Source organism: Micromonospora sp. NPDC049201, assembly GCF_055586805.1.
In genome coordinates, this window is sequence record NZ_JBVJHM010000007.1 from 118,785 (window position 1) to 143,640 (window position 24,856).

The following is a 24,856-nucleotide window of genomic DNA, read 5'->3' on the forward strand; positions in this document are numbered from 1 at the left end:
CATGAACATCTGCGTCGTCGCGCTCGGAAAGATCGGCCTGCCGCTCGCCGTGCAGTTCGCCTCGAAGGGGCACCGGGTCATCGGTGCCGACGTCTCCGAGCGGGTCGTCCAGCTGGTCAACGACGGTGCCGTGCCCTTCCCGGGTGAGGCCGACCTGGACGTCAAGCTGAAGGAGGCGGTCGCCGCCGGGCTGCTGTCGGCCACCACCGACACCGCCGCCGCGGTCGCCGAGTCGGAGGCGGTCGTCGTGGTCGTGCCGCTGTTCGTGGACGCCGAGGGCGTACCGGACTTCGGCTGGATGGACGACGCCACCCGGGCCATCGCCCGTGGCCTCAAGCCGGGCACGCTGGTCAGCTACGAGACCACGCTGCCGGTCGGCACCACCCGCAGCCGCTGGGCGCCGATGCTCTCCGAGGGCTCCGGCCTCACCGCCGGCACCGACTTCCACCTGGTGTTCAGCCCCGAGCGGGTGCTCACCGGCCGGGTCTTCGCCGACCTGCGCCGCTACCCGAAGCTGGTCGGCGGCATCGACGAGGCGTCCGCCGCGCACGGCGTGCGGTTCTACGAGGCGGTGCTCGACTTCGACGAGCGGGCCGACCTGGACAAGCCCAACGGGGTGTGGGACCTCGGTTCGGCGGAGGCGTCCGAGCTGGCCAAGCTCGCCGAGACGACCTACCGGGACGTGAACATCGGCCTGGCGAACCAGTTCGCCCGCTTCGCGGACACGGTCGGCGTGGACGTCACCAAGGTGATCGAGGCGTGCAACACCCAGCCGTACAGCCACATCCACTCGCCGGGCATCGCGGTCGGCGGCCACTGCATCCCGATCTACCCGCGGATGTACCTGTGGAACGACCCGGCGGCCACCGTGGTCCGCTCGGCGCGCGAGGCCAACGCCGCCATGCCGGACTACGCGGTCGACCTGCTCGCCGCCGCGTACGGCGACCTGACCGGGGTGGGCGTGCTGGTGCTGGGCGCCGCCTACCGGGGCGGCGTGAAGGAGACCGCCTTCTCGGGCGTCTTCCCGACCGTGGAGGCGCTGCGCCGGCGGGGCGCGACGCCCTACGTGTCCGACCCGATGTACTCGAACGAGGAGCTGGCCGCACACGGCCTGCCCGGTTACGACGGTGAGCCGCTCGGCGCGGCGGTGATCCAGGCCGACCACGCGGAGTACCGCAACCTCACCCCGGCCGACCTGCCGGGCGTGACGGTGCTGGTGGACGGCCGTCGGGTCACCGACCCGGCCCGCTGGGCGGGCGTGCGCCGGGTGGTCATCGGCGGTTGATCAGGCTGCGCGGCGGGCCCCGGCCGGGACGGCCGGGGCCCGCTTCGTGCTGTGCCCCCAGCGGGTACCGGGGTGTGAAAGTCGTCGTCCGATGTTCACCTCTCGGACACCCCGGTAATACTTGCGTCACTTGACCCGTTTAGGGTCGCAGCCGTCCGGTATCGGGCCTCGCCGACAGCGGCGGGCAGACAGGGAGCGTGTCGTTGTTCAGCAGAGTACGCAGCCAGCAGGGCCTCGCCGCGGTGGGCGCGACGCTCCTCGGGTACGGCGTGATGATCCTCGCCGGGGCGCTCGGCCTGGTGGTCCCGTACGCGGTGGCCGCGGTGGTCGCCCTCGCCGGTGAACTGGCGCTCGCCACCCGGTACGCCGAAACGGCCGAGCTGCTCGCCAAGGCCGGTGTGGGCACCACGTTCCGGCGGCTGCTGCGGGACCTGTCGGTGGTCCTGCTGGTGCTCGCCGCCGTGCGTCCGGGCGTGGCCGGCACGGTCGCGGTGCTGCTGCTGCCCGCCGCGCTGTGGACCCTCGCCGTGCTCACCACCGCCGTGACGAAGACGATCGACGGGCGGGTCGACCCGCCGGCGTACACCCGCAACATCGACCTCGGCGCGCTGCGCCGCGTCCCGGTGCCGCCGGCCTGGGCGCGCGGGCTGGCCGGGCTGCGGATGCCGCTGCTCAACGTGCTGCTGGTGCCGGCGGCGGTGGTGGCCGCCGCGCTGGACCGGGTCGCCCCCGTGGTGCTCACCGGCCTGGTCACGCTGGTCGCCGGTCTGGTCACCGCCGTGGTGCTGGCGCTGACCGCGCTGCGCGGCCGGGGCGGGACGCCGGGCGTGCTGCCCGCCGTGCACGACTGGCTGGCCCGGGAACAGCCCGAGGTGGCGCTCTACTTCGCCGGCCCGGCCAAGGACGTCTACCAGGCCAACATGTGGCTCGCACCGCTGGAGGCGACCGGCCGCCGCGCGGTGGTGCTGCTACGCGCCGCGGACGCGTTCGGCCAGCTCGCCGACACCCGGCTGCCGGTGGTCTGCGTGCCGGCCGGCGTCGACTTCATGAACCTCGACCTGGGCTCGCTGCGGGTCGCGCTGTACGCGGCGAACGTCGGCGCCAACATCCACCTGCTGCGCGAGCCGGGCGTGAAGCACGTCTTCGTCGGCCACGGCGACAGCGACAAGGCGGCCAGCGTCAACCCGTACAGCAAGGTGTACGACGAGGTGTGGGTGGCCGGTCCCGCCGGCCGGGAGCGGTACGCCCGGGCCGGCGTCGGCGTGCTGGACCGCGACATCGTGGAGGTGGGCCGCCCGCAGCTCGCCGGCGTGCACACGTTCGGCTCCGGCGCCACCGACCACGCGTTCACCGTGCTCTACGCGCCGACCTGGGAGGGCTGGCTGGACGACGACCCCTACCACACCTCGCTGGTGCTGATGGGGGAGCGGATCGTGGCCGGGCTGCTGGCCGCCGGGAACCTGCGGGTGGTCTACAAGCCGCACCCGTTGACCGGCACCCGCTCGCCGAAGGCCAGGGCGGCGCACGAGCGGATCGTGGCCCGGATCCGGGCCGCCGGCGGCGACACCGACCCGACCTCGCTCGACGGTGCCGCGCACCTGGTGGTCACCGGTCGCACGCCGGCGCTGTTCGACTGCTTCAACGTCACTGACCTGCTGGTCAGCGACGTGTCCAGCGTGGTCTCCGACTTCGTGCAGAGCGAGCGCCCGTACGTGGTGGCGAACCCGGCCGGGCTGTCCGAGGACGAGTTCCGTCGGCAGTTCCCCACCGCGCGGGCGGCGTACCTGCTCTCGGCGGACTGCGGCGAGCTGGCCAAGATCCTGGACGTGACCCGGGGCGGCGACGACCCGATGACCGAGGCGCGGCGGGAGCTGAAGGAATACCTGCTCGGCCCGGCCGGGTCCAACCCGATGGACCGCTTCCGGGACGAGATCGGCCGGCTCTGCGGCTGACCGGCGCACCGACGCGCGGGGGTGACGACCGGTCCGGTCGCCGCCCCCGTCGCGCGTTCAGCCCTGCCGCGGCGGGTTGTCGACGTCCCGGGAGACGACCTCGCCCTTGGCGTCGACCCAGCCCTTGGGGCGGGCCGGGTTGCCGGCGACGAGCTGGTAGGGCTGGACGTCCCGGGTGACCACCGAGCCGGCCGCGATCATCGCGTACTCGCCGACCTCGATGCCGCACACCAGCGTCGCGTTGGCGCCGATCGACGCGCCGCGGCGGACCAGCGTCGGGGTGATCGTCCAGTCCGGATTCTGGGCGCGCGGCCGGAAGTCGTTGGTGAACACCGCGCACGGCCCGACGAAGACCTCGTCCTCGATGGTCACGCCCTGGTAGACGGAGACGTTGTTCTGGATCTTCACCCGGTCACCGACCGTGACGCTCGCGTCGACGTACACGTTGCGGCCGATCACGCAGCCGGCACCGACCTGGGCGCTCGACCGGATGTGGGCCAGGTGCCAGACCTTGGTGCCGTCGCCGACCCGGGCGCCGTCCTCGACGTCGGCCGTCGGGTGGACGAAGACGGAGGCGGACCGGTCGTTGCTGTCAGTCATTTCCACTCGCATCGTTGCGGGGCGCGTCGCGCCGTCGGGCGGGGCTCGACGCAGCATAACGAGCGCTTCAGATGATCAGTTCGGCCACCGCGTCGGCGGCCGGCCGGTCCGCCGGCAGCGCGTGCGCGGCGACCACCGCGTCGACCGGCAGCGCGGCGTACAGGTGCGGGAAGAGCGCGCCGTCGCGGGACTCCTCCCACCGCAACGCGTCGCCGAGCCGTGCCTCGTCCACCGCGAGCAGCGTGAGGCCGGTGACGCCGGCGAAGTACCGGCGCGCGGTCTCCACCACCTGCCCGGCGGCGGAGAGGTGGAGGTAGCCGTCCTGCCGGTCCAGGGCGGTGCCGGCGAAGCTCCCGGCCGCCCGCGCCGCCCGCCACTCGTCGTCGGCGAGAATCTTGTAGATCACCACCGCAGCCTAGAACGGCCCTCGCGTCCGGGCGACGCGTCTGCCACCATTCCGGGGGCAACAGGTCGAGCGGACGGAGAGACACGGGTGCGGATCCTCCTGGTCGAGGACGACCGACGGGTCGCCGCGGCGCTGTCGTCCGCGCTGACCCGCCGGGGGTACCAGGTGGAGCACGCCGCCACGGTCGCCGCCGCGCTCTCCGCCGCCCCCTGCGACCTGGTGCTGCTGGACCTGACGCTGCCCGACGGCGACGGCACCGACCTGTGCCGCGAGCTGCGCCGGCGCAGCAGCCAGCTCGGCATCATCGCGGTGACCGCCCGGGGCGAGGAACGCGACCGGGTGCTGGGCCTGCGGCTGGGCGCCGACGACTACGTGGTCAAGCCGTTCTCGATGGTGGAGTTGCAGGCCCGGATCGAGGCGGTGCTGCGCCGGGCCGCGCACACCGTGCCGGAACGCCACCTGATCGAGGCGGGCGAGGTCCGCATCGACGTGGGCGGCCGGACGGTCAGCGTGGCCGGGCGGGCGGTGACGCTGACCCGTAAGGAGTTCGACATCCTGCTCTCGCTGGCCCGCCAGCCCGGGGTCGCGGTGCCCCGGGACCGCATCCTGCTCGACGTGTGGGGCACCACCTGGGCCGACCGGCACACCGTCGAGGTGCACGTCGGTTCGTTGCGCGGCAAACTCGGCGACCCGACGCTGGTGGAGACCGTACGCGGGGTCGGCTACCGGCTCCGCACCACGTGAGGAGGCCGCGGTGCGCCGCCGGTTGGTGATCAGCTACCTGCTGCTGATGGTGCTGGTGCTGCTCGCGCTGGAGACCCCGCTGGCGGTGACGCTGGCGTCCCGGGAGACCGACCGGGTCCGGGCCGACCGGCTCGCCGACGCCACCCGCTTCGCGTCGCTCGCCGGTCCGGCGCTGCGCGGCGGCAGTCCCGGCCCGCTGGATGGGGAACTGGCCGCCTACGACGACCTCTACCGCATCGGCGCGGCGGTGGTGGACCGCGACCGGCGCACCGTGGCCGCGTCGTCCCGGTGGGAGCCGGACGCCGGCACCGGCCCGGCGGTCGACACCGCGCTGTCCGGGCAGCAGTTCAGCGGCCCGGAGTCGGTCTGGCCCTGGGTGGACGGGCCGCTGGTGACGGCCGTCCCGATCAACGACGGCGGCGAGGTGCTCGGCGCGGTGGTCACCACCACCCCGGCCGACGCGGTGCGCCGCACCGTCACGGTGTGGTGGCTGATGCTGGCCGGCATCGGCCTGCTCGCGGTGCTGGCCTGCGTCTCCACCGCGTTCGGGCTGGCCGGCTGGGTGCTGCGCCCGGTCACCGAGCTGGACGCGGCGACCCACGAGATCGCCGAGGGGCGCCGCACCGCCCGGGTCCGGCCCCGCCTCGGCCCGCCGGAGCTGCGCCGGTTGGCGACCAGCTTCAACCACATGGTCGACGCGGTCTCCGACGTGATGGACCGGCAGCGGGCCTTCGTCGCGCACGCCAGCCACCAGCTCCGCAACCCGTTGACCGCGCTGCGGCTGCGGGTGGAGGAGCTGGGCCCCAGCCTCACCGACCCGGACGGCCGGGCCGAGCACCGGCTGGCGCTGGAGGAGACCGACCGGCTGGCCACCGTGCTCGACGCGCTGCTGACGCTGGCCCGGGCCGAGCGGGAGGAGAACCAGCGGGTCACCGTGGACGCGGGCGCGGCAGCCGCGTCCCGGGTGGCGGCCTGGCTGCCGCTGGCCCGGCACCGGGCGGTCACGCTCCGACTCGACCCGGTCGACACGCCGGCGTACGCCCGGACCGTGCCGACCGCGATCGACCAGTCGCTCGACGCGCTGATCGACAACGCGGTCAAGTTCAGCGGCGCCGGGGGAGAGGTGACGGTGACCGTCCGCCCGGCCGACGGCGGGACGGCGCTGACCGTGGCCGACACCGGCCCGGGCATGACGGCCAGCCAGCTCGGCCAGGCCACCGAGCGGTTCTGGCGGGCGCCGGACGCGCAGAACGTGGACGGCGCGGGGCTGGGGCTGACCATCGCCGCGGTGCTCGTCGATGCGTCCGACGGCCGGCTCACCATGCGCCAGGGGGAGCCCCGGGGCCTGGTCGCCGAGCTGTGGTTCCCGGCGCCGCCCGACGACGCCGGCGCCCTCGACCCGGCCGACGGGCCGGCCGTGCCGCAGCGCCACGACGAGCCGGTCGGCGGTTGAGCGACCCGCGTCAGCGGGCAGGAAGGCTCCGGGGTCCGGTCAGGGCTTGGCGTCGCGGTACCACCGGGCCGCGCCCGGGTGCAGCGGCAGCGGGGTGGTCACGATCGCCGACCGTGGGCTCATCCGGCCGGCCGCCGGATGCGCCGCGGCCAGCTCCTCCCGGCGTTCCATCAGCAACCGGGTCACCTCGCGCACCAGGTCGGCGGGGAGGCTGGCGCGGACGATCAGGTAGTTCGGGTTGGCCACCGTGCTGACCGGCTCCGACTGGTAGACCGAGCGGGGAATGTCCCGGGTGACGTAGACCTGCCCGTACGCGCGCCGCAGCGGCTCGGTCCAGTCGCCCAGGTCCACCATCCGCAGTGCGGTGCGTTGGGCCAGCTCGGCGACGCCCCGCACCGGCAGGCCGCCGGAGAAGAAGAACGCGTCGATCCGCCCCTCGCGCAGCGCGGCCACCGAGTCGTCCAGCCCCAGGTGCTCCTGGCGGATCCGGGCACGGCCGAGCTGCGCCACCTCCAGCAGCCGGGTGGCGGTCACCTCGGTGCCGGAGCCGTCGGCGCCCACCGAGACCCGCCGCCCTCGCAGGTCGGCCAGCGTGCGGACCGGGCCGCCGGCGGTGGTCACCAGGTGCAGCAGGTCGTCGTAGACCCGGGCCACGGCGAGCACGGCCGGGTGGGCCGGCTCCCGGGGCGGCAGCACGTCGGCCTGGGTGAAGCCCAGCTCCGCGTCGCCGGCGCCGACCAGCCGGACGTTCTGCGCGGAGGCGGCGGTCACCACCACGTCCGCCCGCACCCCGGGCAGCTCCCGGTTGAGCAGCGCGGCGAGCGACTGGCCGAAGGCATGGTAGACGGCGGTCGGGCTGCCGGTGGCGATCCGGATACGCACCGGCTCGGTGGGCTCGTCCCGGCAACCGGCCACCCCGGCGACGAGCAGCAGCAGCAACGCCAGCGGGGCCGCGGTCCGGCGCCGGCCGCGCGCAGACCAGTGTCGGTTCACGCGCTGCACTCTGCGCCGTGCAACCGCCGCCGCGCAAGCCCGCCCCCGGGACCGGTCAGCCCAGGGCGGCGCTCTCGGTGATCCGGGCCCGGTGCTCGCCGTTGGCGACGCTCACCAGGAAACAGCCCGAACCCGGCCGCAACGCCGCCGGCACCTCCAGCAGCGCCGCGCCGCGCACCAGCACCGCCGCCAGGTCCCGGTCGGTGAGCCGGATGCCGAGGCAGTGCCGGCGTACGTGCCGGCCGCCCGCGAGCAGCGCGGCCCGCCAGACCGCGGTGGCCAGCCGGGGACGCCAGACGCGGCGAGCCGTCGACGCGCCCGGGAACGGCCCGCCGAGCAGCTCGCGACGGCCCTGCCGCCAGCCGGCCGCCAGCAGGTTCGCGTACGTCGACCGGTGCTCCGGGAACACCGACAGCCGGTGCAACTCGTACCGGCGGCGCAGCCCACCGGTGGTCAGCTCGTGCGCGACCGGCACGTCGAGCCGGCGCAGCAGGTACCGCATCCGGTGCGCCGCGTCCTCCCGGTTGAACTCGGCGATCCCGCCCCGGTACGGGTCGACGTCGAGCCGGCGGACGTGCCCGGCCGGCGGCGTCGTGCAGCGCACCAGGCAGGCGAGTTCGAAGGCGTCGGTCAGGGTCGGCCAGTCCAGCGGCGGGGGCGACGACGGGCGCGGCCGGTCGAGCAGCGTGGTGGGCTCGGAGAGCATCGGCACAGCTCCTTGGTCGGCGTCGTGGCCCCTCTACCGTGGCCCGCGCCGCCGGGCCGGGGAACCGCTGCGCCCGAGCCTTGAGCAAAATTTGCGCGAAGCCGCGCTCAGAGTTCGGTGACGACCACGTCGAGCAACCGGGGCCGGCCGGGGGTGCGCGGGCCCTCCTCGACCGTGTGCCCCAGCTCGCGCAACGCCCCCACCAGCGCCGCGGCACTGCGCGGGCGGGCGTCGGCGACGAGCAGGTCCCGGACCAGCCGGCCCTTGGTGGCCTTGTTGAAGTGGCTCACCACCGACCGGGACGGGGTGCCGTCCACCAGCCGTTCGTGCAGCACCCGCACCGTCACCGTCCGGTCGGCGAGCGGGCCCGACGGCGTCCAGGTGGCCGCGTACGCGCCGGAGCGCAGGTCCAGCACCGGGCCGCGACCCGCCGCCGCCGTCACGGCCGGGTCCAGCGCGGCCCGCCAGTACGCCGACAGCGCACCGATCCCCGGCAGCCGCGCCCCGACCGGGCAGCGGTACGGCGGCACCCGGTCGGTGAGCCGCACCGCGCCCCACAGGCCGGAGCTGATCAGCACCGACCGGCGGGCGGCCCGCTGCGCCGCCGGGGGTAGCGTGGCCAGGTCGAGCGCCTCGTAGAGCACCCCGGTGTAGAGCCGCCCGGCCGGCGCGGTCGCCGCCACCCGCAGTCGCGCGTTGCGGCGCAGCTCGCCGCGCTGTCCCTCGCTCAGCCCCAGCGCGTCCCGGGCGGCGGCCTCGTCCGGCCCGGCGCACAGCGCGACGAGCGCGTCCAGCACCGCGTCCCGGGCCGGGTTCAGCTCGGGCAGGGAGAGCCGGGACAGGTCCAGCCGGCGGCCGGTGCCGGCGTCGGCCTTGCCCTCGGACGGGGGCAGCAGGATGAGCATCGGCACAGCGTACGGGCGGGCGTCAGCGTCACGGCCGCACGGCACGCTCCGGGTGGTACACGCGACTGCGCCCCACCTCGGCCACCACCGCCGCGTCGGCCCGCCCGCCCAGCAGCCGCCGCAGGGCGCGTTCGGCCGGCGACCCGACCGCCACCACGTACCCGGGGCGGGCCGCCCGTGCCACCCGCTGCCAGTACGCCGGGTAGCGGTTCTGTCCCGGGGTCAGGTTGCCGTCCAGCACACCGCAGGCCACCGCCTCGCCGGTGTTGAAGATCAGCCGGTTGCAGGTCCAGTAGTCGCCGTACACCTCGTGCAGCCCGGCGCGCCGCACCGCGCCGGCCAGCCGGCGGGCGTCCCGCTCGTCGGCGCGGATCCCGGGCAGGCCGACCAGGAGCGTCGCGGTGCCGGCCAGCGTGGCGGCGGTCAGCCCGGCCAGCACCACGGCGGCCGGCACGCCGCGCAGCCGGTCCGCCCGGCCGGCGGTGGCCCGCAGCGCGGGTACGGCGGCCCGCCAGAGCGGCCAGAGCACCGCCGGCAGCGACACCTGGAGCACCGACAGGTAACGCGCGTCGCCCAACGGGTCGGTGGCGGCGAGCGGGCTGCGCACGTACGCCAGCAGCGTCAACGCGGCGCCGGCGACCAGCGCGAGGATCGCCGTGGCCCGGACCCGCGCGGCCGGGTCCCCGGCCCGGCGGTACGCGACCACGCCGAGCCCGGCGGCGGTCACCAGCAGCACCGGGTAGAGCACGCCGAACCACTGCGCCCAGCGCGCGCAGCCGTCCATCGGGCAGAGCCCGGACGCCAGCGGCACCCCCTCCAGCAGCCCGCCGTGCAGCCGCGCCGCGAGCGACGGGGCGACCCCCTCCTTCGTGCTGATCTCCCGGAACACCGACAGCGAGTCCTGCCCGTCCGGCGCCACCACGTTGTCCTTGATCATCGGCGCGACGCCGGCCAGGAAGCCGACGGCCAGCAGCACGCCCGGCCAGCCGATCAGATCCCGGGGCGCGGCCAGCACCAGCACCACGCCGGCCGCCAGCAGGTAGGGCGTGATCAGCCAGTCCGACCAGAGCGCCAGCCCGGTGAGCAGGCCGAACGCGCCGGTGGCGAGCCAGCGGTGCCGGACCTGCCGCTCGCCGAGCGCGACCGCGAGCAGCAGCAACGCCAGGACCGTCGGTTTGACCTCGGGCCGGCCGCCGACCACGGTGAGCTGGTCCCGGACCACCCGCTCCGAGCCGAGCGCCAGCAGGCCCACCACGGCCACCGCCAGCCAGGGGGAGAAGAGCCGGCGGGTCAACCGGTAGGCCAACCACAGGAAGACCGCGTAGAGCGCGAGCAGTGGCAGCCGCAGCACCGGCCAGCTCGGCCCGGCCCCGCCCACCAGCGGCGCGGCCAGGTACGACTCCAGCATCCCCATGTAACGCTGGCCGTAGAGGAAGACCGGCCGCTCGTGGCCGCCGGCGATGTGCAGCGCGGCCAGGCCGAACGTGGCCTCGTCACTGTTCGAGGCGGGCACCGTGAACAGCGTCAGCACCAGCCGGTAGCCGACCCCGGCCGCGCCCAGCAGCAACGCCACCAGCGCCGGCGCGTCCGGGTTGCGCTTCGCTGTCGACACGACCCAGGCCCCCGTCGTCGCCCTCGACCGCAGTCTGACACGCCGCTCACCCGGTGCCGGGGCGGATCGGCGGAGATCACTCGCGTGGCCGGGCCCGGCCGGTTGTGGCAGGGTTGGCACGTGCCGCCCACACCACCGGACCAGCTCGCCGTGCCCCAACTGCACCGCGCCGCGCGCATCGAGGACGCGCTGCACGGCCTGGTGGAGCGCCGGTTGCGGCGCACCGGGTGGCAGCCCAACATCATCGCGTACGCCGGCTACGGCGCGCCGGGCTGGGCGCGGGTGCTCTGCCGCGTGCTGCTGGGCCGACCGGACACCCGCCGCCGCGGCCGGCTGGACAAGGTGCGCGGCTGGCGCAGCTTCGCCACCCTGCCGGCCAAGCACGCCCGGGTGACCGTCGAGGTCAACGGCGTGCGCCACGAGGTGACCGCGGACCGCAGCGGTTTCGTCGACACCGTCGTCGAGGGTGACTTCACGCCCGGCTGGGGCTGCGTACGGCTGAGCGTGGCGGACGCCGAGCCGGTGGAGGCGCTGGTGCGCGTCCTCGACCCGAACGTCCGGTTCGGCATCCTCTCCGACATCGACGACACGGTCATGGTGACCGCGCTGCCCCGGCCGATGCTCGCCGCGTGGAACACGTTCGTGCTCGACGAGCACGCCCGCAACGCCGTGCCCGGCATGGCGGTGCTCTACGAGCGCCTGGCCACCGCCCACCCCGGCGCGCCGGTCTTCTACCTCTCCACCGGCGCCTGGAACGTCGCGCCGACGCTGACCCGGTTCCTGTCCCGGCACCTCTACCCGGCCGGGCCGCTGCTGCTCACCGACTGGGGGCCGACCGCCGACCGCTGGTTCCGCAGCGGGCGGGAGCACAAGCGGGCCACGCTGGCCCGGCTGTCCCGGGAGTTCCCCGAGGTGCGCTGGCTGCTCATCGGCGACGACGGGCAGCACGACCCGGAGATCTACCGGGAGTTCGCCGCCGCCCACCCGGACAACGTGGCCGGCGTGGCGATCCGGCGGCTGTCGCCGACGCAGTCCGTACTCGCCGGCAGCCTCCCCGCGCCGCAGGGACGGTCCTCCTCCGGCCCGATCGGCCAGAAGTGGCTCAGCGCCCCCGACGGCGCCGGCCTGTGGAAACTCCTCCGCGAAGCCGACCTGGTCTGACCGCGCCGGCTCCGTCGTCAGTTCTGGCGGAGCCAGAGGACGCCCAGCGGGGGGACCTGGAGGGCCGCTGAGGCGGGCAGGCCGTGCCACGGGATGTGCTCCGCGTGCACCTCGCCCAGGTTTCCCACCCCCGACCCGCCGTAGTGGTGGGCGTCGGTGTTCAACGCCTCGGTCCAGGTGCCGCCCGCCGGCAGGCCGATGCGGTAGTCCGCCAGCGGCGTCGCGGAGAAGTTCGCCACGCACACCAGCGTCCCGCCGTCCGGGGCGATCCGGATGAACGAGACCGCGTTGTTGGCGACGTCGTCGCCGGCGATCCAGCGGAACCCGGCCGGGTCGGTGTCCTGCGCCCAGAGCGCCGGGGTGGCCCGGTAGGCGCGGTTCAGGTCGGCGACCAGGCGCTGCACGCCGGCGCGGGCCGGGTCGTGGGTGAGGTACCAGTCGAGGCCGCGCTCCTCGCTCCACTCCCGGTCGTCGGCCAGCTCGCAGCCCATGAAGAGCAACTGCTTGCCCGGGTGCGCCCACATGTACGCCAGCAGCGCCCGCACGTTCGCCAGCCGCTGCCAGGTGTCGCCCGGCATCTTGCCCGCGAGCGAGCCCTTGCCGTGCACCACCTCGTCGTGGCTGATCGGCAGCACGTAGTTCTCGCTCCACGCGTACGCCAGGGAGAACGTGAGCTGGTGGTGGTGGTGCTGGCGGTAGATCGGGTCCTTCGAGGTGTAGAGCAGGGTGTCGTGCATCCAGCCCATGTTCCACTTGAACCCGAAGCCGAGCCCGCCGTCCGAGGTCGGCCGGGTGACGCCCGGCCAGGCGGTGGACTCCTCGGCGACCATCAGCACGCCCGGATGGTTTCGGTAGACGGTGGCGTTGACCTCCTGGAGCAGCGCGATGGCCTCCAGGTTCTCCCGGCCGCCGTGCACGTTCGGGGCCCACTGCCCCTCCGGCCGGGAGTAGTCGAGGTACAGCATCGAGGCGACCGCGTCGACGCGCAGCCCGTCGACGTGGAACTCGTCCAGCCAGTAGAGCGCGTTCGCGACCAGGAAGTTGCGCACCTCGTTGCGTCCGAAGTCGAACACGTATGTGCCCCAGTCGGGCTGCTCGCCGCGGCGCGGGTCGGGGTGCTCGTAGAGCGGGGCGCCGTCGAAGCGCGCGAGGGCCCACTCGTCCGTGGCGAAGTGCCCCGGCACCCAGTCGAGGAGGACCCCGATGCCGGCGGCGTGCAGCCGGTCGACCAGGTGGCGGAAGTCGTCCGGGTCGCCGAAGCGGGCGGTGGGCGCGTAGAAGCCGGTGACCTGGTAACCCCACGAGCCGCCGTACGGATGCTCCATCACCGGCAGCAGCTCCACGTGCGTGAAGCCCATCTCGGTGACGTACGCGGTCAACTGCTCGGCCAGCTCGCGGTAGCCGAGGCCGGGCCGCCAGGAGCCCAGGTGCACCTCGTACACGCTCATCGGCTCCTCGTGCGGTCGCCGCGTCGCCCGGCGCTCCAGCCACTCCGCGTCGCCCCACGCGTACGCCGAATGGTGCACCACCGACGCGGTGGCCGGCGGCACCTCGGTGCGGGTGGCCATCGGGTCGGCCTTGTCCCGCCACCGGCCGTCGGCGCCGAGAATGCGGTACTTGTAGCGGCTGCCGGCCGGCACGCCGGGCAGGAAGACCTCCCACACGCCGCTGGACCCGAGCGAGCGCATCGGCCAGCCGTCGTCCGGCCCCCAGCCGGTGAAGTCGCCGACCACCCGCACGCCGCGGGCGTTGGGCGCCCAGACCGTGAACGCCACGCCCTCGTCGAAGACCCGGGCGCCGAGCGCCGACCAGAGCCGCTCGTGTCGCCCCTCGCCGATCAGGTGCAGGTCCAGGTCGCCGAGCGTGGGCGGGTAACGGTACGGGTCGTCGAGCGTCGCGCCGTCCACCTCGACCCGGTAGTCGAGCACCTCGCCGGGCACCACCGACTCGAAGACGCCGACGTCGTGCACCCGCTTCATCGGGTGCCGTTCCCCGTCGACGAGCAGCGCCACCTCACCCGCGCCCCGGCGCAGCGTGCGGATCGTGGTGCTCCCGTCGGCCGGGTGCGCGCCGAGTACGGCGTGCGGGTCGTGCGCCTCGCCGGCGATCAGCTGGTCCATCGTGCGTCGTCCTTCTCGGCCGGTGCGGTCGGTGCGGTGCCGCCGGAGAGGTCGGCGGGTACGTCTTCGACGGTCAGGTCGGGCGTCGCCGGGTGCGCCGGCTCGGCGTCGGCCGGTGGCGCCGGGCGGCGCACGGTGAGCACGTGCGCCGGTTGCAGGTACGGGTCGAGGCGCACCGCGTTGCGCTGCCCCCAGTCGTACTCCGCGCCGGTCAGCTCGTCGCGCACGGTGAACCGCTCGTGCCAGTCGAACCCGAGCGCCGGCATGTCGAGCGTGGTGTTGCCCCACTGCACGGTGCGGGAGTCGAACGAGCAGACCACGATCACCGTGTTGCCGGTCGCCGGGTCGTGCTTCGACCAGCACAGCAGCGCCGGGTTGTCGATGTCGTGGAAACGCAGGTTGCGGAGCTGGTGCAGGGCCGGGTTGTCGCGCCGGACCCGGTTGAGCGTGGTGATGAACGGCGCCAGCGACCGCCCGCGCGCCAGCGCGCCGGCCCAGTCCCGGGGCCGCAGCTCGTACTTCTCGTTGTCCAGGTACTCCTCGGCGCCCGGACGCGCGACGTGCTCGAACAGCTCGAAGCCGGCGTACATGCCCCAGGAGGGGCTGAGCAGCGCGGCCAGCACCGCCCGGATCTTGAACATCGGCGGCCCGCCGTGCTGCAACGACTCGTGCAGGATGTCGGGCGTGTTGGGCCAGAAGTTCGGCCGCATCCAGTCCGCCGAGGCGACCAGCTCCTCGCAGTACTCCCGCATCTCGGCCGCCGTCGTGCGCCAGGTGAAATAGGTGTACGACTGGGTGAAGCCGACCTTGCCCAGCCCGTGCATGATCGCCGGGCGGGTGAACGCCTCGGCCAGGAACAACACGTCCGGGTCGACGCGCTTCACCTCGGCGATCAGCCAGTGCCAGAAGTCGAACGGCTTGGTGTGCGGGTTGTCGACCCGGAAGATCTTCACGCCCTCGCCGACCCAGTGCCGGACCACCCGCAGCACCTCGGCCCGGATGCCCTCCGGGTCGTTGTCGAAGTTCACCGGGTAGATGTCCTGGTACTTCTTCGGCGGGTTCTCCGCGTACGCGATGCTGCCGTCGGCGCGGGTGGTGAACCACTCCGGGTGCTCGGTGACCCACGGGTGGTCCGGCGCGCACTGCAACGCCAGGTCCATCGCCACCTCCAGGCCCTGCTCGGCGGCGGCGGCGACGAAGTCGCGGAAGTCCTCCGGCGTACCCAGGTCGGGGTGGATGGCGTCGTGGCCGCCCTCGGCCGCGCCGATCGCCCACGGCGAGCCCACGTCGTCCGGCCCGGCGGTGAGCGCGTTGTTGCGGCCCTTGCGGTTGACCCGGCCGATCGGGTGGATCGGCGGCAGGTAGAGCACGTCGAAGCCCATCGCGGCGACGCCGGGCAGCCGGTCGAGCGCGGTGCCGAACGTGCCGGAGCGGGCCGGCGCGTCCACGGTGGCCGGGATCGCGCCCTCGGAACGGGGGAAGAACTCGTACCAGGCGGAGAACAGCGCGCGCGGCCGGTCCACCCACAGCGTCCGCTCGTCGCCGGTGGTGACCAGCTCACGGACCGGGTGCGCCCAGAGCAGCGGCGCGAGGTCCAGCGCCGCGCTCACCCGGTGGGGCAGGCTCTTGGCGTCGTCGCGCAACGCCTTGACGGCTGCCCGCACGCGCTCCTGGTCGGCCTTCGGCACCAGGTCGAGCGCGGCGGTCAGCACTCGCGCGCCCTCGGCCAGGTCGTTGGCCAGCTCGGCCGGCCCCTGCCCGGCGGCCAGCTTCTTGGTCACCGCGTTCTGCCAGGTGAGGTACGGATCTCCGAACGCCTCGACGGTGAACCGCCACTCGCCGACCGCGTCCGGGCAGATGGTGGCGTGCCAGCGGTCCTGCCCCGGCTCGCCGGGACGCATCCGGGTGAACGGGCGGGCCGCGCCGTCCGGGCCGAGCCAGACCACGTTGCAGCCGAGCGCGTCGTGGCCCTCGCGGTAGGCGCGGGCCGACACCGGCACGACCTCGCCGACCACCGCCTTGGCCGGGTAGCGACCGCAGGCGACGACGGGGGAGACGTCTTCGATCGGGAACCGTCCAGTCACCCGCTCAACCTACTGCGCGAGATCGTCTCGCGCTCGGCAGCGCCCCCGATGCCCCCGTCGGTGCCCACCGCCGCGCGGCGGGGTCTCCGGCGTGCGCAGGCACCTACCGCGTGCCGGCCCTACCAACTTGATGGCGTAAACGGTTCGCCTCGTGACTCGTCCAAGGCATCAAGTTCGTAGCGGCGCGAGCGAACCCACCGCCGGCGCGGAGTCCCGCACCCGGCTCAGGCGGGTGGTTTCGGGGCCACGAACGAGCCCTTGCCCTGGTGGGTGATGATCCAGCCCCGCTCGTCCAGGATGCGCAGGGCGTATCGGACCGGCCAGGCACTGGATTGGTACTGCTCACGCAGTTCGGCGATGGACGGCAGCTTGTCGCCGGGATGCAGGGTGCCCGCACGGATCGAGGCCGTGACATCGGCGATGATCTGCTCATACAGCGGTGTCTGCGGCATGGGGGCGCCACCTCTCGTCAGCGATCCGATCTTCGCACTCGGAGTGACGCGCCGTGCATGCTCTGTTGACTGTGCAGGCTATGCCTTCTAAGTTGGAGTGGTCGGGGTGCTCTCGTCAGCAACGGATCCTCCCGATTCTCAGTTCCTGGTCGACCGTTCAGGAGGCGTGGATGCGTGAGCTACCGCATGAGGGGCGGGTGCCGGACGGTGACCGGGTGCCCGGGCCACCCCGAACCGAACGCGCGGCGCTGACCCGACGGCAGTACGCCTACGGCGCGACGGTCGCGTTGCTCGTACTCGCTCTGCTCCTGCTGGGGTTGCTCCGGTGAGCGGGACGGGCCGGCGGTGAACGAGCTGCCGGTGGGCCGCCGCGTCGCCCAGTGGCGGGTGCGGCGCAACCTGACGCAGCAGCAGTTCGCCGACCGCCTCGGCAAGTCGAAGAGCTGGGTGGACAAGGTCGAACGCGGGGTACGCCGGCTGGAACGGGTGTCCAACCTCCGCGAGATCGCCGACGCGCTCCGGATCGACTTGGAGGTCCTGCTCGTCGAGTCGCCGGACCGGTCGCCTGCCCCCGTCGTCGACGTGGAGCGCCTGCGTGCCGCGCTCGCCCGCTACCACCTCCCGACCGCCACTCCACCGCCCGACCCGACGCGGCTGCGTGCCCGGCTGGAACACGCGGAGCAGAGCTACCGGCATGCCCGCTATCCGGCGCTGCTCGCCCTGCTGCCGGACCTGGTGGACGACGCTCGCGCCGTCCCCGCGGGCCCGACGGCCGACGCGCTGCTGGTGCCGGCGTACGGGCTGGTCGCCCTGACACTGGTGAAGCTCGACCGGGCGGAGCTTGCCTGGCTGGCCGCCGACCGGGCGATCGCCGTCGCCCGGTCGGCCACCGACGTGCGACTCACCGCCATTGCGACCGTGCCGCTGGTCCAGGCACTGCGGGCGGTCGGCCGGCGACGGTCCGCGCGGGACGCCGCACTCGTCGCCGCCCGCCGCGCCGACGACCCCGGCCTACGCGGCGCGCTGCTGACGCAGGCCGCGCTCGCCGCCGCCGCCCAGGGGGACGGGCCCGCCGCCCGCGAACTGCTCGACCGCGCGGAGCGGGCCGGCGACAAGGAAAACAGCCGGGCGGCGATCGAGGCCGCGCGGGTGGTCGCCGAGGCGGCGCTCGGCGAGGTCACGGCGGCGACGGTACGCCACGAGCGGCTGACCGCCGGCGACGAGTGGCGGTGGCTGCCGGCCGAGCACCGGGCCGCGTACCTGCTCGACGTGGCGCGGCTGCACGCCTCGGTGGGCGACGGGCTCCGCGCCGGTCGGGCGCTGCTGGAGGCCGAACGCACCGCGCGCGGCGAGGTCCACGACCGGCCGGCCGCGCGGGATCTGATCGCCGTGGTGGCGCGGTCGCCGGCCGCCCCGCCCGGCCTGCCCCGTCTCGCCACCGCCCGGCCCGCCTAGGGTTCCCGCATCCGGGCCCGGAGCACGTCGAACTCGCATCCCGGCGCGTCCGGGTCGAAGCCGTGCTCGATCAGCCAGCGCGACGCCACCAGGCTGCGCAGCGACCACCAGGCGCGGATCGCCTCCCGGTCCGCGCCGGCGCCGTAGCCCGCGAGCAGGTCGTCGAGGCGTTCCTCGTGCCCGAGCGTCAGCGTCGCGAGGTCGGCCATGGCGTCCCCGGGAGCGGCCTCGGACCAGTCGATGACGCCGGTGACCTCGTCGCCGTCGACGAACACGTGGGTGATCTGGAGGTCGCCGTGGACGAACACCGGTTTCCGCGGCCGGAGCGCCGCCCCGGCGATCTCCCGGTTGCGCCGGATCACCTCGGCGGGCAGGACGGCGTTGGCGAGCAGCCACGCGCACTCGCGGTCGAGTTCCGCCGCCACGTCGTCGAGCCGGCGGCCCGGCCACGGCGGCAACGGCGCGTCGTGCAGCCGCCGGACGGCGGCGCCCGTGGCGGCCCACGCCGCCGGCGACGCGGCCGACGGTTCGCCGAGAAGGCCGAGCGCCGTGCCGGGCACGGCGGCGATCGCGAGTACGGGCGGCTCGTGCCAGCGGACCGCCGGGGTCGGTATCGGCGCCAGGGCCATCGCCCGCACCTCGATGTCGGCGTGCGACGGGTCACCGTCGATCTTCAGGAACACGTCGCCGACGCGCAGCGTCACGCGCTGGCGGTGGGCGACGACGACCTCGACGTCCTGCGTGCCGGACGTCCCGGCGGGCTCTGCCATGTCGGCCATCCTGGCGGGGACGGCCGCCGATGTCGCCGGAGTTTGCCGGCCGGGACACCTGTCAACAAGGGGCCCCGCCTCTACCGGAGGCGTTAAGAGGGGGCCCCGCCTTTCACGGAGTGGTAGAGGGCGAGCGTCTGGTCGGCGATGGCGGGCCAGGAGAAGTGCTCCACCGCGCGCCGGCGGCCGGCCGCGCCGAACGCCGCGATCCGCGCCGGGTCGGCCAGCAGCTCGTTCATCCGGGCGGCCAGGTCGGCCACGAAGCGTTCCGGGTCACGTGGCGTGCCGGAGCCGTCGGCGGCCTGCTCGATCGGCACCAGCAACCCGGTCTCGCCGTCGGCGACGACCTCCGGGATGCCGCCGGTGGCGGTGGCCACCACGGCCGTCTCGCAGGCCATCGCCTCCAGGTTGACGATGCCCATCGGCTCGTAGACGGACGGGCAGACGAAGATCGTGGCGTGCGTGAGCACCTGGATCACCTCGTGCTTGGGCAGCATCGCCGCCACCCAGACCACGCCCGAGCGCTTCGCCCGCAGCTCGGCGGCCAGCTCCTCGACCTCGGCGCCGATCTCGGGGGTGTCCGGCGCGCCGGCCAGCAGCACGAGCTGGGTGTCGGCGGGCAGCTCCCGGGCCGCGCGCAGCAGGTACGGCAGGCCCTTCTGCCGGGTGATCCGCCCGACGTAGACCACGCTGGGTCGGGCCGGGTCGATGCCGAGCCGGTCGAGCACGTCGGTGTTCCGGTCCGGGGCGTACTGCGCGGTGTCGATGCCGTTGTAGACCACCCGGACCCGGTCCGGGTCCACCGCCGGGTACGCGGTGAGCACGTCGCGCCGCATGCCCTCGCTCACCGCGATGATCGCGTCGGCGCTCTCGTACGCGGTCCGCTCGCACCAGGAGGAGAGCGCGTACCCGCCGCCGAGCTGTTCGGCCTTCCACGGGCGCAGCGGCTCCAGGCTGTGCGCGCTCACCACGTGCGGCACCCCGTGCAGCAGCTTCGCGGTGTGCCCGGCCAGGTTGGCGTACCAGGTGTGGCTGTGCACCACGTCGGTGCCGGCGGTGCCGGCGGCCATCTCCAGGTCGACGCCCATGACGCGCAGCGCGGCGTTCGCGCCGGCCAGCCCGGCCGGCTCGGGGTACGCGGTGACGCCCGGCTCGTCGCGCGGCGCGCCGAAGCAGTGCACCCGCACGTCGGCGAGGCGGCGCAGCTCGCGGGCCAGGTACTCCACGTGCACCCCGGCCCCGCCGTAGACCTCCGGCGGGTATTCACGGGTGAGCAGGTCGACGCGCATCGGTGCCATGCCCGCACCCTAGTGCAGACCGCCGGATCGCACCCGGTACGCAAGTGTGGCCGTCCGAGTGGTGAAGTCGCGTCCGGGTGGATAGCGTCTGACCATGGCTGCCAAGGTGCTCGCGATCGTCCTGGCCGGCGGGGAGGGCAAGCGCCTGATGCCCCTGACCACCGACCGGGCGAAGCCGGCCGTCCCCTTCGGCGGGATGTACCGCATGGTCGACTTCGTCCTCTCCAACCTGGCGAACGCCGGCTTTCTCAAGATCGTCGTGCTGACCCAGTACAAGTCCCACTCCCTGGACCGTCACATCACCAAGACCTGGCGGATGTCGACGCTCCTCGGCAACTACGTCACGCCGGTGCCGGCGCAGCAGCGCCGCGGCCCGTGGTGGTTCGCCGGCTCGGCCGACGCGATCTACCAGAGCTTCAACCTGATCAACGACGAGCAGCCCGACTACGTGATCGTCTTCGGCGCCGACCACATTTACCGGATGGACCCCCGGCAGATGGTGGAGGACCACATCGCCTCCGGCGCCGGGGTGACGGTGGCCGGCATCCGCCAGCCGCTGAGCATGGCCGACCAGTTCGGCGTGATCGAGGTCGGCGAGGACGGCAAGCGGATCCGGGCGTTCCGGGAGAAGCCCACCGACGCGGTGGGGCTGCCCGACGCGCCCGACCAGATCTACGCCTCGATGGGCAACTACGTGTTCTCCACGGGCGCGCTCTGCGAGGCGGTCGAGCGCGACGCGGAGGACAAGACGAGCAAGCACGACATGGGCGGCAGCATCATCCCGATGCTGGTCGAGCGCGGCGAGGCCAACGTCTACGACTTCAAGGACAACGAGGTGCCGGGCAGCACCGACCGGGACCGCGGCTACTGGCGCGACGTGGGGACGCTCGACTCGTTCTACGACGCGCACATGGATCTGATCAACGTGCACCCGGTGTTCAACCTTTACAACTTCGACTGGCCGATCTACACCGACCAGCCGCCGTACCCGCCGGCCAAGTTCGTCCACCAGTGGGGCGAGCGGGTCGGCCGGGCGGTCGGCTCGATGGTCTCGCCCGGCGCGGTGATCTCCGGCTCGCTGGTGGAGAACTCGGTCGTCTCGCCGAAGGCCAAGGTGCACTCCTGGGCGCACGTCGACGGCGCGGTGCTGATGGAGGGCGTGGAGATCGGCCGGCACGCGGTCGTCCGCCGCGCGATCCTGGACAAGAACGTCTACGTTCCGGAGGGCGCCGAGATCGGCGTCGACCTGGAGAAGGACCGCCAGCGTTACACCGTCTCCGACAACGGCATCGTCGTCATCGGCAAGGGCCAGCGCGTCGAGCCCTGACCGGCCCCATCCAACCCGAGGAGGATCCCGCAGTGGCCCACCCCCGTGCCGGGCAGCCCGCCGAGCCCGCCGACCTGGTCGACGTGCCCCGGCTGGTCACCGCCTACTACGCCGAGCACCCGGACCCGGACGACCCGGCGCAGCAGGTCTCCTTCGGCACCTCCGGGCACCGCGGGTCGAGCCTGCGCAACGCGTTCAACGAGGACCACATCCTCGCCGTGACCCAGGCGCTCTGCGACTACCGGCGGGAGCACGGCGTGGACGGGCCGCTGTTCCTGGCCCGGGACACCCACGCGCTCTCCGCGCCGGCCGAGGCGAACGCGCTGGAGGTGCTGGCCGCGAACGACGTCACCGTGCTGCGCGACAGCCGGGACGGCTACACCCCGACCCCGGCGGCGTCGCACGCCATCCTCACCCACAACCGGGGCCGCGCCGGCGGGCTCGCCGACGGAATCGTGATCACGCCGTCGCACAACCCGCCCTCCGACGGCGGGTTCAAGTACAACCCCACCAACGGCGGGCCGGCCGACACCGACGTCACGACGTGGATCCAGGACCGCGCGAACGCCATCCTCGCCGCCGGGCTCAAGGAGGTGAAGCGCATCCCGTACGCGCGGGCCCGCGCCGCCGACACCACCGGGGAGTACGACTTCCTCGCCCGGTACGTCGACGACCTGCCCGCCGTGCTGGACATCGACGCGATCCGGGACGCCGGGGTGCGCGTCGGGGCCGACCCGATGGGCGGGGCGAGCGTGGCGTACTGGGGGGAGATCGCCGAGCGGCACCGCCTCGACCTCACGGTGATCAACCCGGAGGTGGACCCGACCTGGCGGTTCATGACACTCGACGGCGACGGCAAGATCCGGATGGACTGCTCCTCGCCGAACGCGATGGCCTCGCTGATCGCCGCCCGGGACCGCTTCGCGGTCTCCACCGGCAACGACGCCGACGCCGACCGCCACGGCATCGTCACGCCCGACGGCGGGCTGATGAACCCCAACCACTACCTGGCGGTGGCGATCGGCCACCTGTTCCGTACCCGGGAGCGGTGGAGCCCGGCCGCGGCGGTGGGCAAGACGCTTGTCTCCTCCTCGATGATCGACCGGGTCGCGGCCGACCTGGGCCGGCCGCTGCTGGAGGTGCCGGTCGGCTTCAAGTGGTTCGTGCCCGGCCTGCTCGACGGCACGGTCGGCTTCGGCGGCGAGGAGAGCGCCGGTGCGTCCTTCCTGCGCCGCGACGGCAGCACCTGGACCACCGACAAGGACGGCATCCTGCTCTGCCTGCTGGCCGCCGAGATCATCGCGGTGACCGGGCGCACGCCCAGCGAACACTGGGCCGAGCTGGCCGGGCGGTTCGGCGCGCCCGCCTACGCCCGGATCGACGCCCCGGCCAGCCGGGAACAGAAGGCCGTCCTCGGCAAGCTCTCGCCGGAGCAGGTGACCGCCACCGAACTGGCCGGCGAGCCGATCACCGCCACGCTCACCAGCGCTCCGGGCAACGGCGCGTCGATCGGCGGGCTGAAGGTGACCACCGAGTCGGGCTGGTTCGCGGCCCGGCCGTCGGGCACCGAGGACGTCTACAAGATCTATGCCGAGTCGTTCCAGGGGCCGGAGCACCTGGCCCGCATCCAGGACGAGGCGAAGTCACTCGTCGACGGCGTGCTCGGCACGGCCTGACGGTCAGCGGTCCGGGGGCAGCTCACGGCGGTTGAGCTGCTCCCGCAGCCCGTCCGGCAGCAGCTCGCGGAGCTGGTCGGGCAGCAGCGGCAGGTCCAGCAGGCTCAGCTTGAGCTGGTTGCGTTCCTGGTAGCGGCGCGGGTCGAGGCGGACCACCCGGCCGGCGTCGCGGACGTACCGGACGTGCACCGACCCGCCGGTCGCCGCCTCGCGGATCAGCAGCCCGTCCATCTCCACCGCCACCGGCGCCGAGTCCGGGCGCAGCTCCAGGTGGACGCTCTCGTGCGGGGAGAGCAGCACCGACCGGGAGATCCCGGCCATCGGCGCCGACGGCGTCACCACCAGCGCCTCCGTGGCCGGCGAGACCAGCGGGCCGCCGGCGGCGTAGCTGTACGCGGTCGATCCGGTCGGCGTGCTCACCACGATCGCGTCGCACCGGTAGTAGCCGTACCGCTGACCGTCCACCGCGAGCGTGGCGGTGACGAAGCCGGCCCCCGGCTGCCGGACCAGCGCGATGTCGTTGAACGCCACCACGTCGTCGCCGCACACGTCACAGGCCAGGCAGGCGTGCGACTCGACGGTGAAGTCGTGCGCCACCAGCCGTTCCAGCGCCCGGGGCAGATCGGGCGGCTGCACCTCGACCAGGAAACCGACCCGGCCCAGGTGCACTCCGAGCACCGGCTTCGGGTCCCGCACGGCCAGCCGCAACGCGCCGAGCATGGTGCCGTCCCCGCCGATGCTGATCAGCGCGTCGCTCTGCGCGGGCAGCGCGTGGGCGGGCACCGCCGCCACCGAGGGCGGCACGCGGTGCCGGTCCTCGACACGTACGGCAAGCGTCTTGCCGTGCCGGGTGGCCCAGCCCACGATCATCTCCACCACCTCGGAGACGTCCCGAGTCGGGTGCAGCACCAGCCCGAACACATACCCCGCCACCGATACAGCTCACCACACCGGCGGGCGGCCCGCCGGGTGTACGGCCGCGACCGCGCGGCTCAGTGGGAGGTGACGAAGAGGAGCTGCTCACCGGGCCAGGGCTCGGTGATGCCGTGGCGGTCCAGGAGTGTCATGCCGCGGGCCTCGATCGCCTTCACCAGGTCGTCGGTCTCCTTCCAGGCGGTGGCGGCCCACGCGTCGAAGGCCGCGTCGACGACGCCCTGCTGCGCGTCCACGATCAACCGACCGTCGGGCCGGAGCACCCGCCGGATCTCGTCGACCGTGCGATCCAGGTCGAGCGCGTGGTCGAGGGCGTTGCAATAGACGGCGTCCACGCACCGGTTGGGGAAGACCAGATGGTGGAAGTCGCCGTGCAGCACCCACGGGTTCTCCTCGCCGGGGTTCAGGTCGATGCCGACGGCGAAGGCGCCCACGTCGTGGAACGCCTTGACCTCGGTGCCGAGCCGGGCGGCGAGGCAGAGCACCGATCTGCCCGTCCAGTCCTCCCCGGCCAGCCTCGCGGCCAACGCGGCGCGGAACCTCCGGTCGTACTCCGACAGGTCCAGCAGCGCGAGCTTGCTGCGTTGGTGGGCCACGTACGACTTGTACGAGCGGTAGCGGCGACTGGTCACGAGCTGGTCGGCGTCCGCCGGTTGCCAGGACCGCGCGTCGCGGACGAACCAGGCCAGGCCGGCCCAGGCCCGGCGGTCCAGCAGGACCCGGGTGGTACGCACGGGGCGTCGGACGGCCCTGGTGACGGTCCTGGCGAGGGTGCGCGCGCTCATCGTGCTCCTTCCGGGTGATCGCGATGCGGAGCGTGGATCACCGTCCGACCTGCGGGTGGCGTTCGACCCGCTCCTGTCGTCCTACCAACGGTCGTCGTCCGGTCCGGTGATGGGCGGCTGGATGATTTGTCCCTTTAGC

The 24,856-nt window shown here is 73.9% G+C and carries 22 protein-coding genes; 9 read left to right on the forward strand and 13 right to left on the reverse strand.

Annotated elements, in window-relative coordinates; translation table 11 throughout:
* Position 1 precedes the first annotated feature (1 nt).
* Together ACZ6O5_RS16605 and ACZ6O5_RS16610 are read left to right on the forward strand one after the other, a co-directional pair.
* Positions 2-1,285, forward strand: coding sequence for a nucleotide sugar dehydrogenase (locus ACZ6O5_RS16605; RefSeq protein ID WP_465978038.1), 1,284 nt, complete (start codon positions 2-4; stop codon positions 1,283-1,285).
* Positions 1,286-1,488: 203 nt separating this feature from the next.
* Entirely contained in the window at positions 1,489-3,237 is a 1,749-nt protein-coding gene (locus ACZ6O5_RS16610) for a CDP-glycerol glycerophosphotransferase family protein (RefSeq protein ID WP_465978040.1), read from the forward strand.
* A gap of 57 nt (positions 3,238-3,294) precedes the next feature.
* On the opposite strand, the gene ACZ6O5_RS16615 is transcribed toward ACZ6O5_RS16610, so the two are convergent.
* Positions 3,295-3,837 carry an acyltransferase gene (locus ACZ6O5_RS16615; RefSeq protein WP_396770735.1) on the reverse strand — a complete coding sequence of 181 codons (543 nt, stop codon included), beginning with the start codon at positions 3,835-3,837 and terminating at the stop codon, positions 3,295-3,297.
* 67 nt (positions 3,838-3,904) lie between these two features.
* Complete coding sequence (locus tag ACZ6O5_RS16620; RefSeq protein WP_281939356.1) at positions 3,905-4,243, reverse strand: DUF952 domain-containing protein; 339 nt, start codon at positions 4,241-4,243, stop codon at positions 3,905-3,907.
* 87 nt (positions 4,244-4,330) lie between these two features.
* On the opposite strand from ACZ6O5_RS16620, the gene ACZ6O5_RS16625 reads away from it, so the two are divergent.
* A complete protein-coding gene (locus ACZ6O5_RS16625; protein WP_107156668.1) occupies positions 4,331-4,987 on the forward strand; it encodes a response regulator transcription factor in 657 nt (218 codons plus the stop codon).
* Between the two features lie 10 nt (positions 4,988-4,997).
* Positions 4,998-6,440 (forward strand): sensor histidine kinase, encoded by a 1,443-nt coding sequence (locus ACZ6O5_RS16630; RefSeq protein WP_465978044.1) that lies wholly within the window; start codon positions 4,998-5,000, stop codon positions 6,438-6,440.
* A 39-nt stretch (positions 6,441-6,479) separates the two neighbouring features.
* Here ACZ6O5_RS16630 and ACZ6O5_RS16635 read toward each other — a convergent pair whose 3' ends face one another.
* From ACZ6O5_RS16635 to ACZ6O5_RS16650, 4 genes are all read right to left on the reverse strand, one after another.
* The gene (locus tag ACZ6O5_RS16635) at positions 6,480-7,433 is read right to left on the reverse strand and encodes a TAXI family TRAP transporter solute-binding subunit (protein WP_465978046.1); all 954 of its coding nucleotides are present in this window, start codon (positions 7,431-7,433) and stop codon (positions 6,480-6,482) included.
* 55 nt (positions 7,434-7,488) lie between these two features.
* On the reverse strand, positions 7,489-8,139 hold the full coding sequence (locus tag ACZ6O5_RS16640; RefSeq protein ID WP_465978048.1) for a hypothetical protein: 651 nt from the start codon (positions 8,137-8,139) through the stop codon (positions 7,489-7,491).
* A gap of 107 nt (positions 8,140-8,246) precedes the next feature.
* Positions 8,247-9,044 (reverse strand): peroxide stress protein YaaA, encoded by a 798-nt coding sequence (yaaA, locus tag ACZ6O5_RS16645; protein WP_465978050.1) that lies wholly within the window; start codon positions 9,042-9,044, stop codon positions 8,247-8,249.
* Between the two features lie 28 nt (positions 9,045-9,072).
* On the reverse strand, positions 9,073-10,656 hold the full coding sequence (locus ACZ6O5_RS16650; protein ID WP_465978052.1) for a hypothetical protein: 1,584 nt from the start codon (positions 10,654-10,656) through the stop codon (positions 9,073-9,075).
* 120 nt (positions 10,657-10,776) lie between these two features.
* On the opposite strand from ACZ6O5_RS16650, the gene ACZ6O5_RS16655 reads away from it, so the two are divergent.
* On the forward strand, positions 10,777-11,817 hold the full coding sequence (locus ACZ6O5_RS16655) for an App1 family protein (RefSeq protein ID WP_233219583.1): 1,041 nt from the start codon (positions 10,777-10,779) through the stop codon (positions 11,815-11,817).
* 17 nt (positions 11,818-11,834) lie between these two features.
* Here the strand turns inward: ACZ6O5_RS16655 and glgB are convergent, their stop codons facing one another.
* The 3 genes from glgB to ACZ6O5_RS16670 all read right to left on the reverse strand — a co-directional run bounded on the left by glgB (position 11,835) and on the right by ACZ6O5_RS16670 (position 16,473).
* The gene (gene glgB / locus ACZ6O5_RS16660; protein WP_465978054.1) at positions 11,835-13,937 is read right to left on the reverse strand and encodes a 1,4-alpha-glucan branching protein GlgB; all 2,103 of its coding nucleotides are present in this window, start codon (positions 13,935-13,937) and stop codon (positions 11,835-11,837) included.
* A complete protein-coding gene (locus tag ACZ6O5_RS16665) occupies positions 13,925-16,021 on the reverse strand; it encodes an alpha-1,4-glucan--maltose-1-phosphate maltosyltransferase (RefSeq protein WP_465978056.1) in 2,097 nt (698 codons plus the stop codon). The genes glgB and ACZ6O5_RS16665 overlap by 13 nt, the downstream gene beginning before the upstream one ends.
* 224 nt (positions 16,022-16,245) lie before the next feature.
* Positions 16,246-16,473 (reverse strand): winged helix-turn-helix domain-containing protein, encoded by a 228-nt coding sequence (locus ACZ6O5_RS16670; protein ID WP_425787159.1) that lies wholly within the window; start codon positions 16,471-16,473, stop codon positions 16,246-16,248.
* Positions 16,474-16,643: 170 nt separating this feature from the next.
* Here ACZ6O5_RS16670 and ACZ6O5_RS16675 point away from each other — a divergent pair, with 170 nt between their 5' ends.
* Complete coding sequence (locus ACZ6O5_RS16675; protein WP_465978058.1) at positions 16,644-16,802, forward strand: hypothetical protein; 159 nt, start codon at positions 16,644-16,646, stop codon at positions 16,800-16,802.
* Between the two features lie 16 nt (positions 16,803-16,818).
* Positions 16,819-17,928: a helix-turn-helix domain-containing protein gene (locus ACZ6O5_RS16680; RefSeq protein WP_465978060.1), complete on the forward strand. Its 1,110-nt coding sequence runs from the start codon at positions 16,819-16,821 to the stop codon at positions 17,926-17,928.
* Here ACZ6O5_RS16680 and ACZ6O5_RS16685 read toward each other — a convergent pair.
* Together ACZ6O5_RS16685 and glgA are read right to left on the reverse strand one after the other, a co-directional pair.
* Entirely contained in the window at positions 17,925-18,698 is a 774-nt protein-coding gene (locus ACZ6O5_RS16685) for a phosphotransferase family protein (RefSeq protein WP_465978062.1), read from the reverse strand. The genes ACZ6O5_RS16680 and ACZ6O5_RS16685 overlap by 4 nt on opposite strands.
* Before the next feature lie 92 nt (positions 18,699-18,790).
* A complete protein-coding gene (gene glgA, locus ACZ6O5_RS16690; protein WP_465978064.1) occupies positions 18,791-19,996 on the reverse strand; it encodes a glycogen synthase in 1,206 nt (401 codons plus the stop codon).
* Positions 19,997-20,090: 94 nt separating this feature from the next.
* Between glgA and glgC the strand changes: the two genes are divergently transcribed.
* Both glgC and pgm read left to right on the forward strand, forming a co-directional pair.
* Positions 20,091-21,323, forward strand: coding sequence for a glucose-1-phosphate adenylyltransferase (gene glgC / locus ACZ6O5_RS16695; protein WP_107156679.1), 1,233 nt, complete (start codon positions 20,091-20,093; stop codon positions 21,321-21,323).
* Positions 21,324-21,355: 32 nt separating this feature from the next.
* The gene (pgm, locus tag ACZ6O5_RS16700; RefSeq protein ID WP_465978066.1) at positions 21,356-22,999 is read left to right on the forward strand and encodes a phosphoglucomutase (alpha-D-glucose-1,6-bisphosphate-dependent); all 1,644 of its coding nucleotides are present in this window, start codon (positions 21,356-21,358) and stop codon (positions 22,997-22,999) included.
* 3 nt (positions 23,000-23,002) lie between these two features.
* Here the strand turns inward: pgm and ACZ6O5_RS16705 are convergent, their stop codons facing one another.
* A complete protein-coding gene (locus ACZ6O5_RS16705; protein WP_465978480.1) occupies positions 23,003-23,869 on the reverse strand; it encodes an NAD(+)/NADH kinase in 867 nt (288 codons plus the stop codon).
* A gap of 122 nt (positions 23,870-23,991) precedes the next feature.
* A complete protein-coding gene (locus ACZ6O5_RS16710; RefSeq protein WP_465978068.1) occupies positions 23,992-24,717 on the reverse strand; it encodes a class I SAM-dependent methyltransferase in 726 nt (241 codons plus the stop codon).
* Positions 24,718-24,856 lie beyond the last annotated feature (139 nt).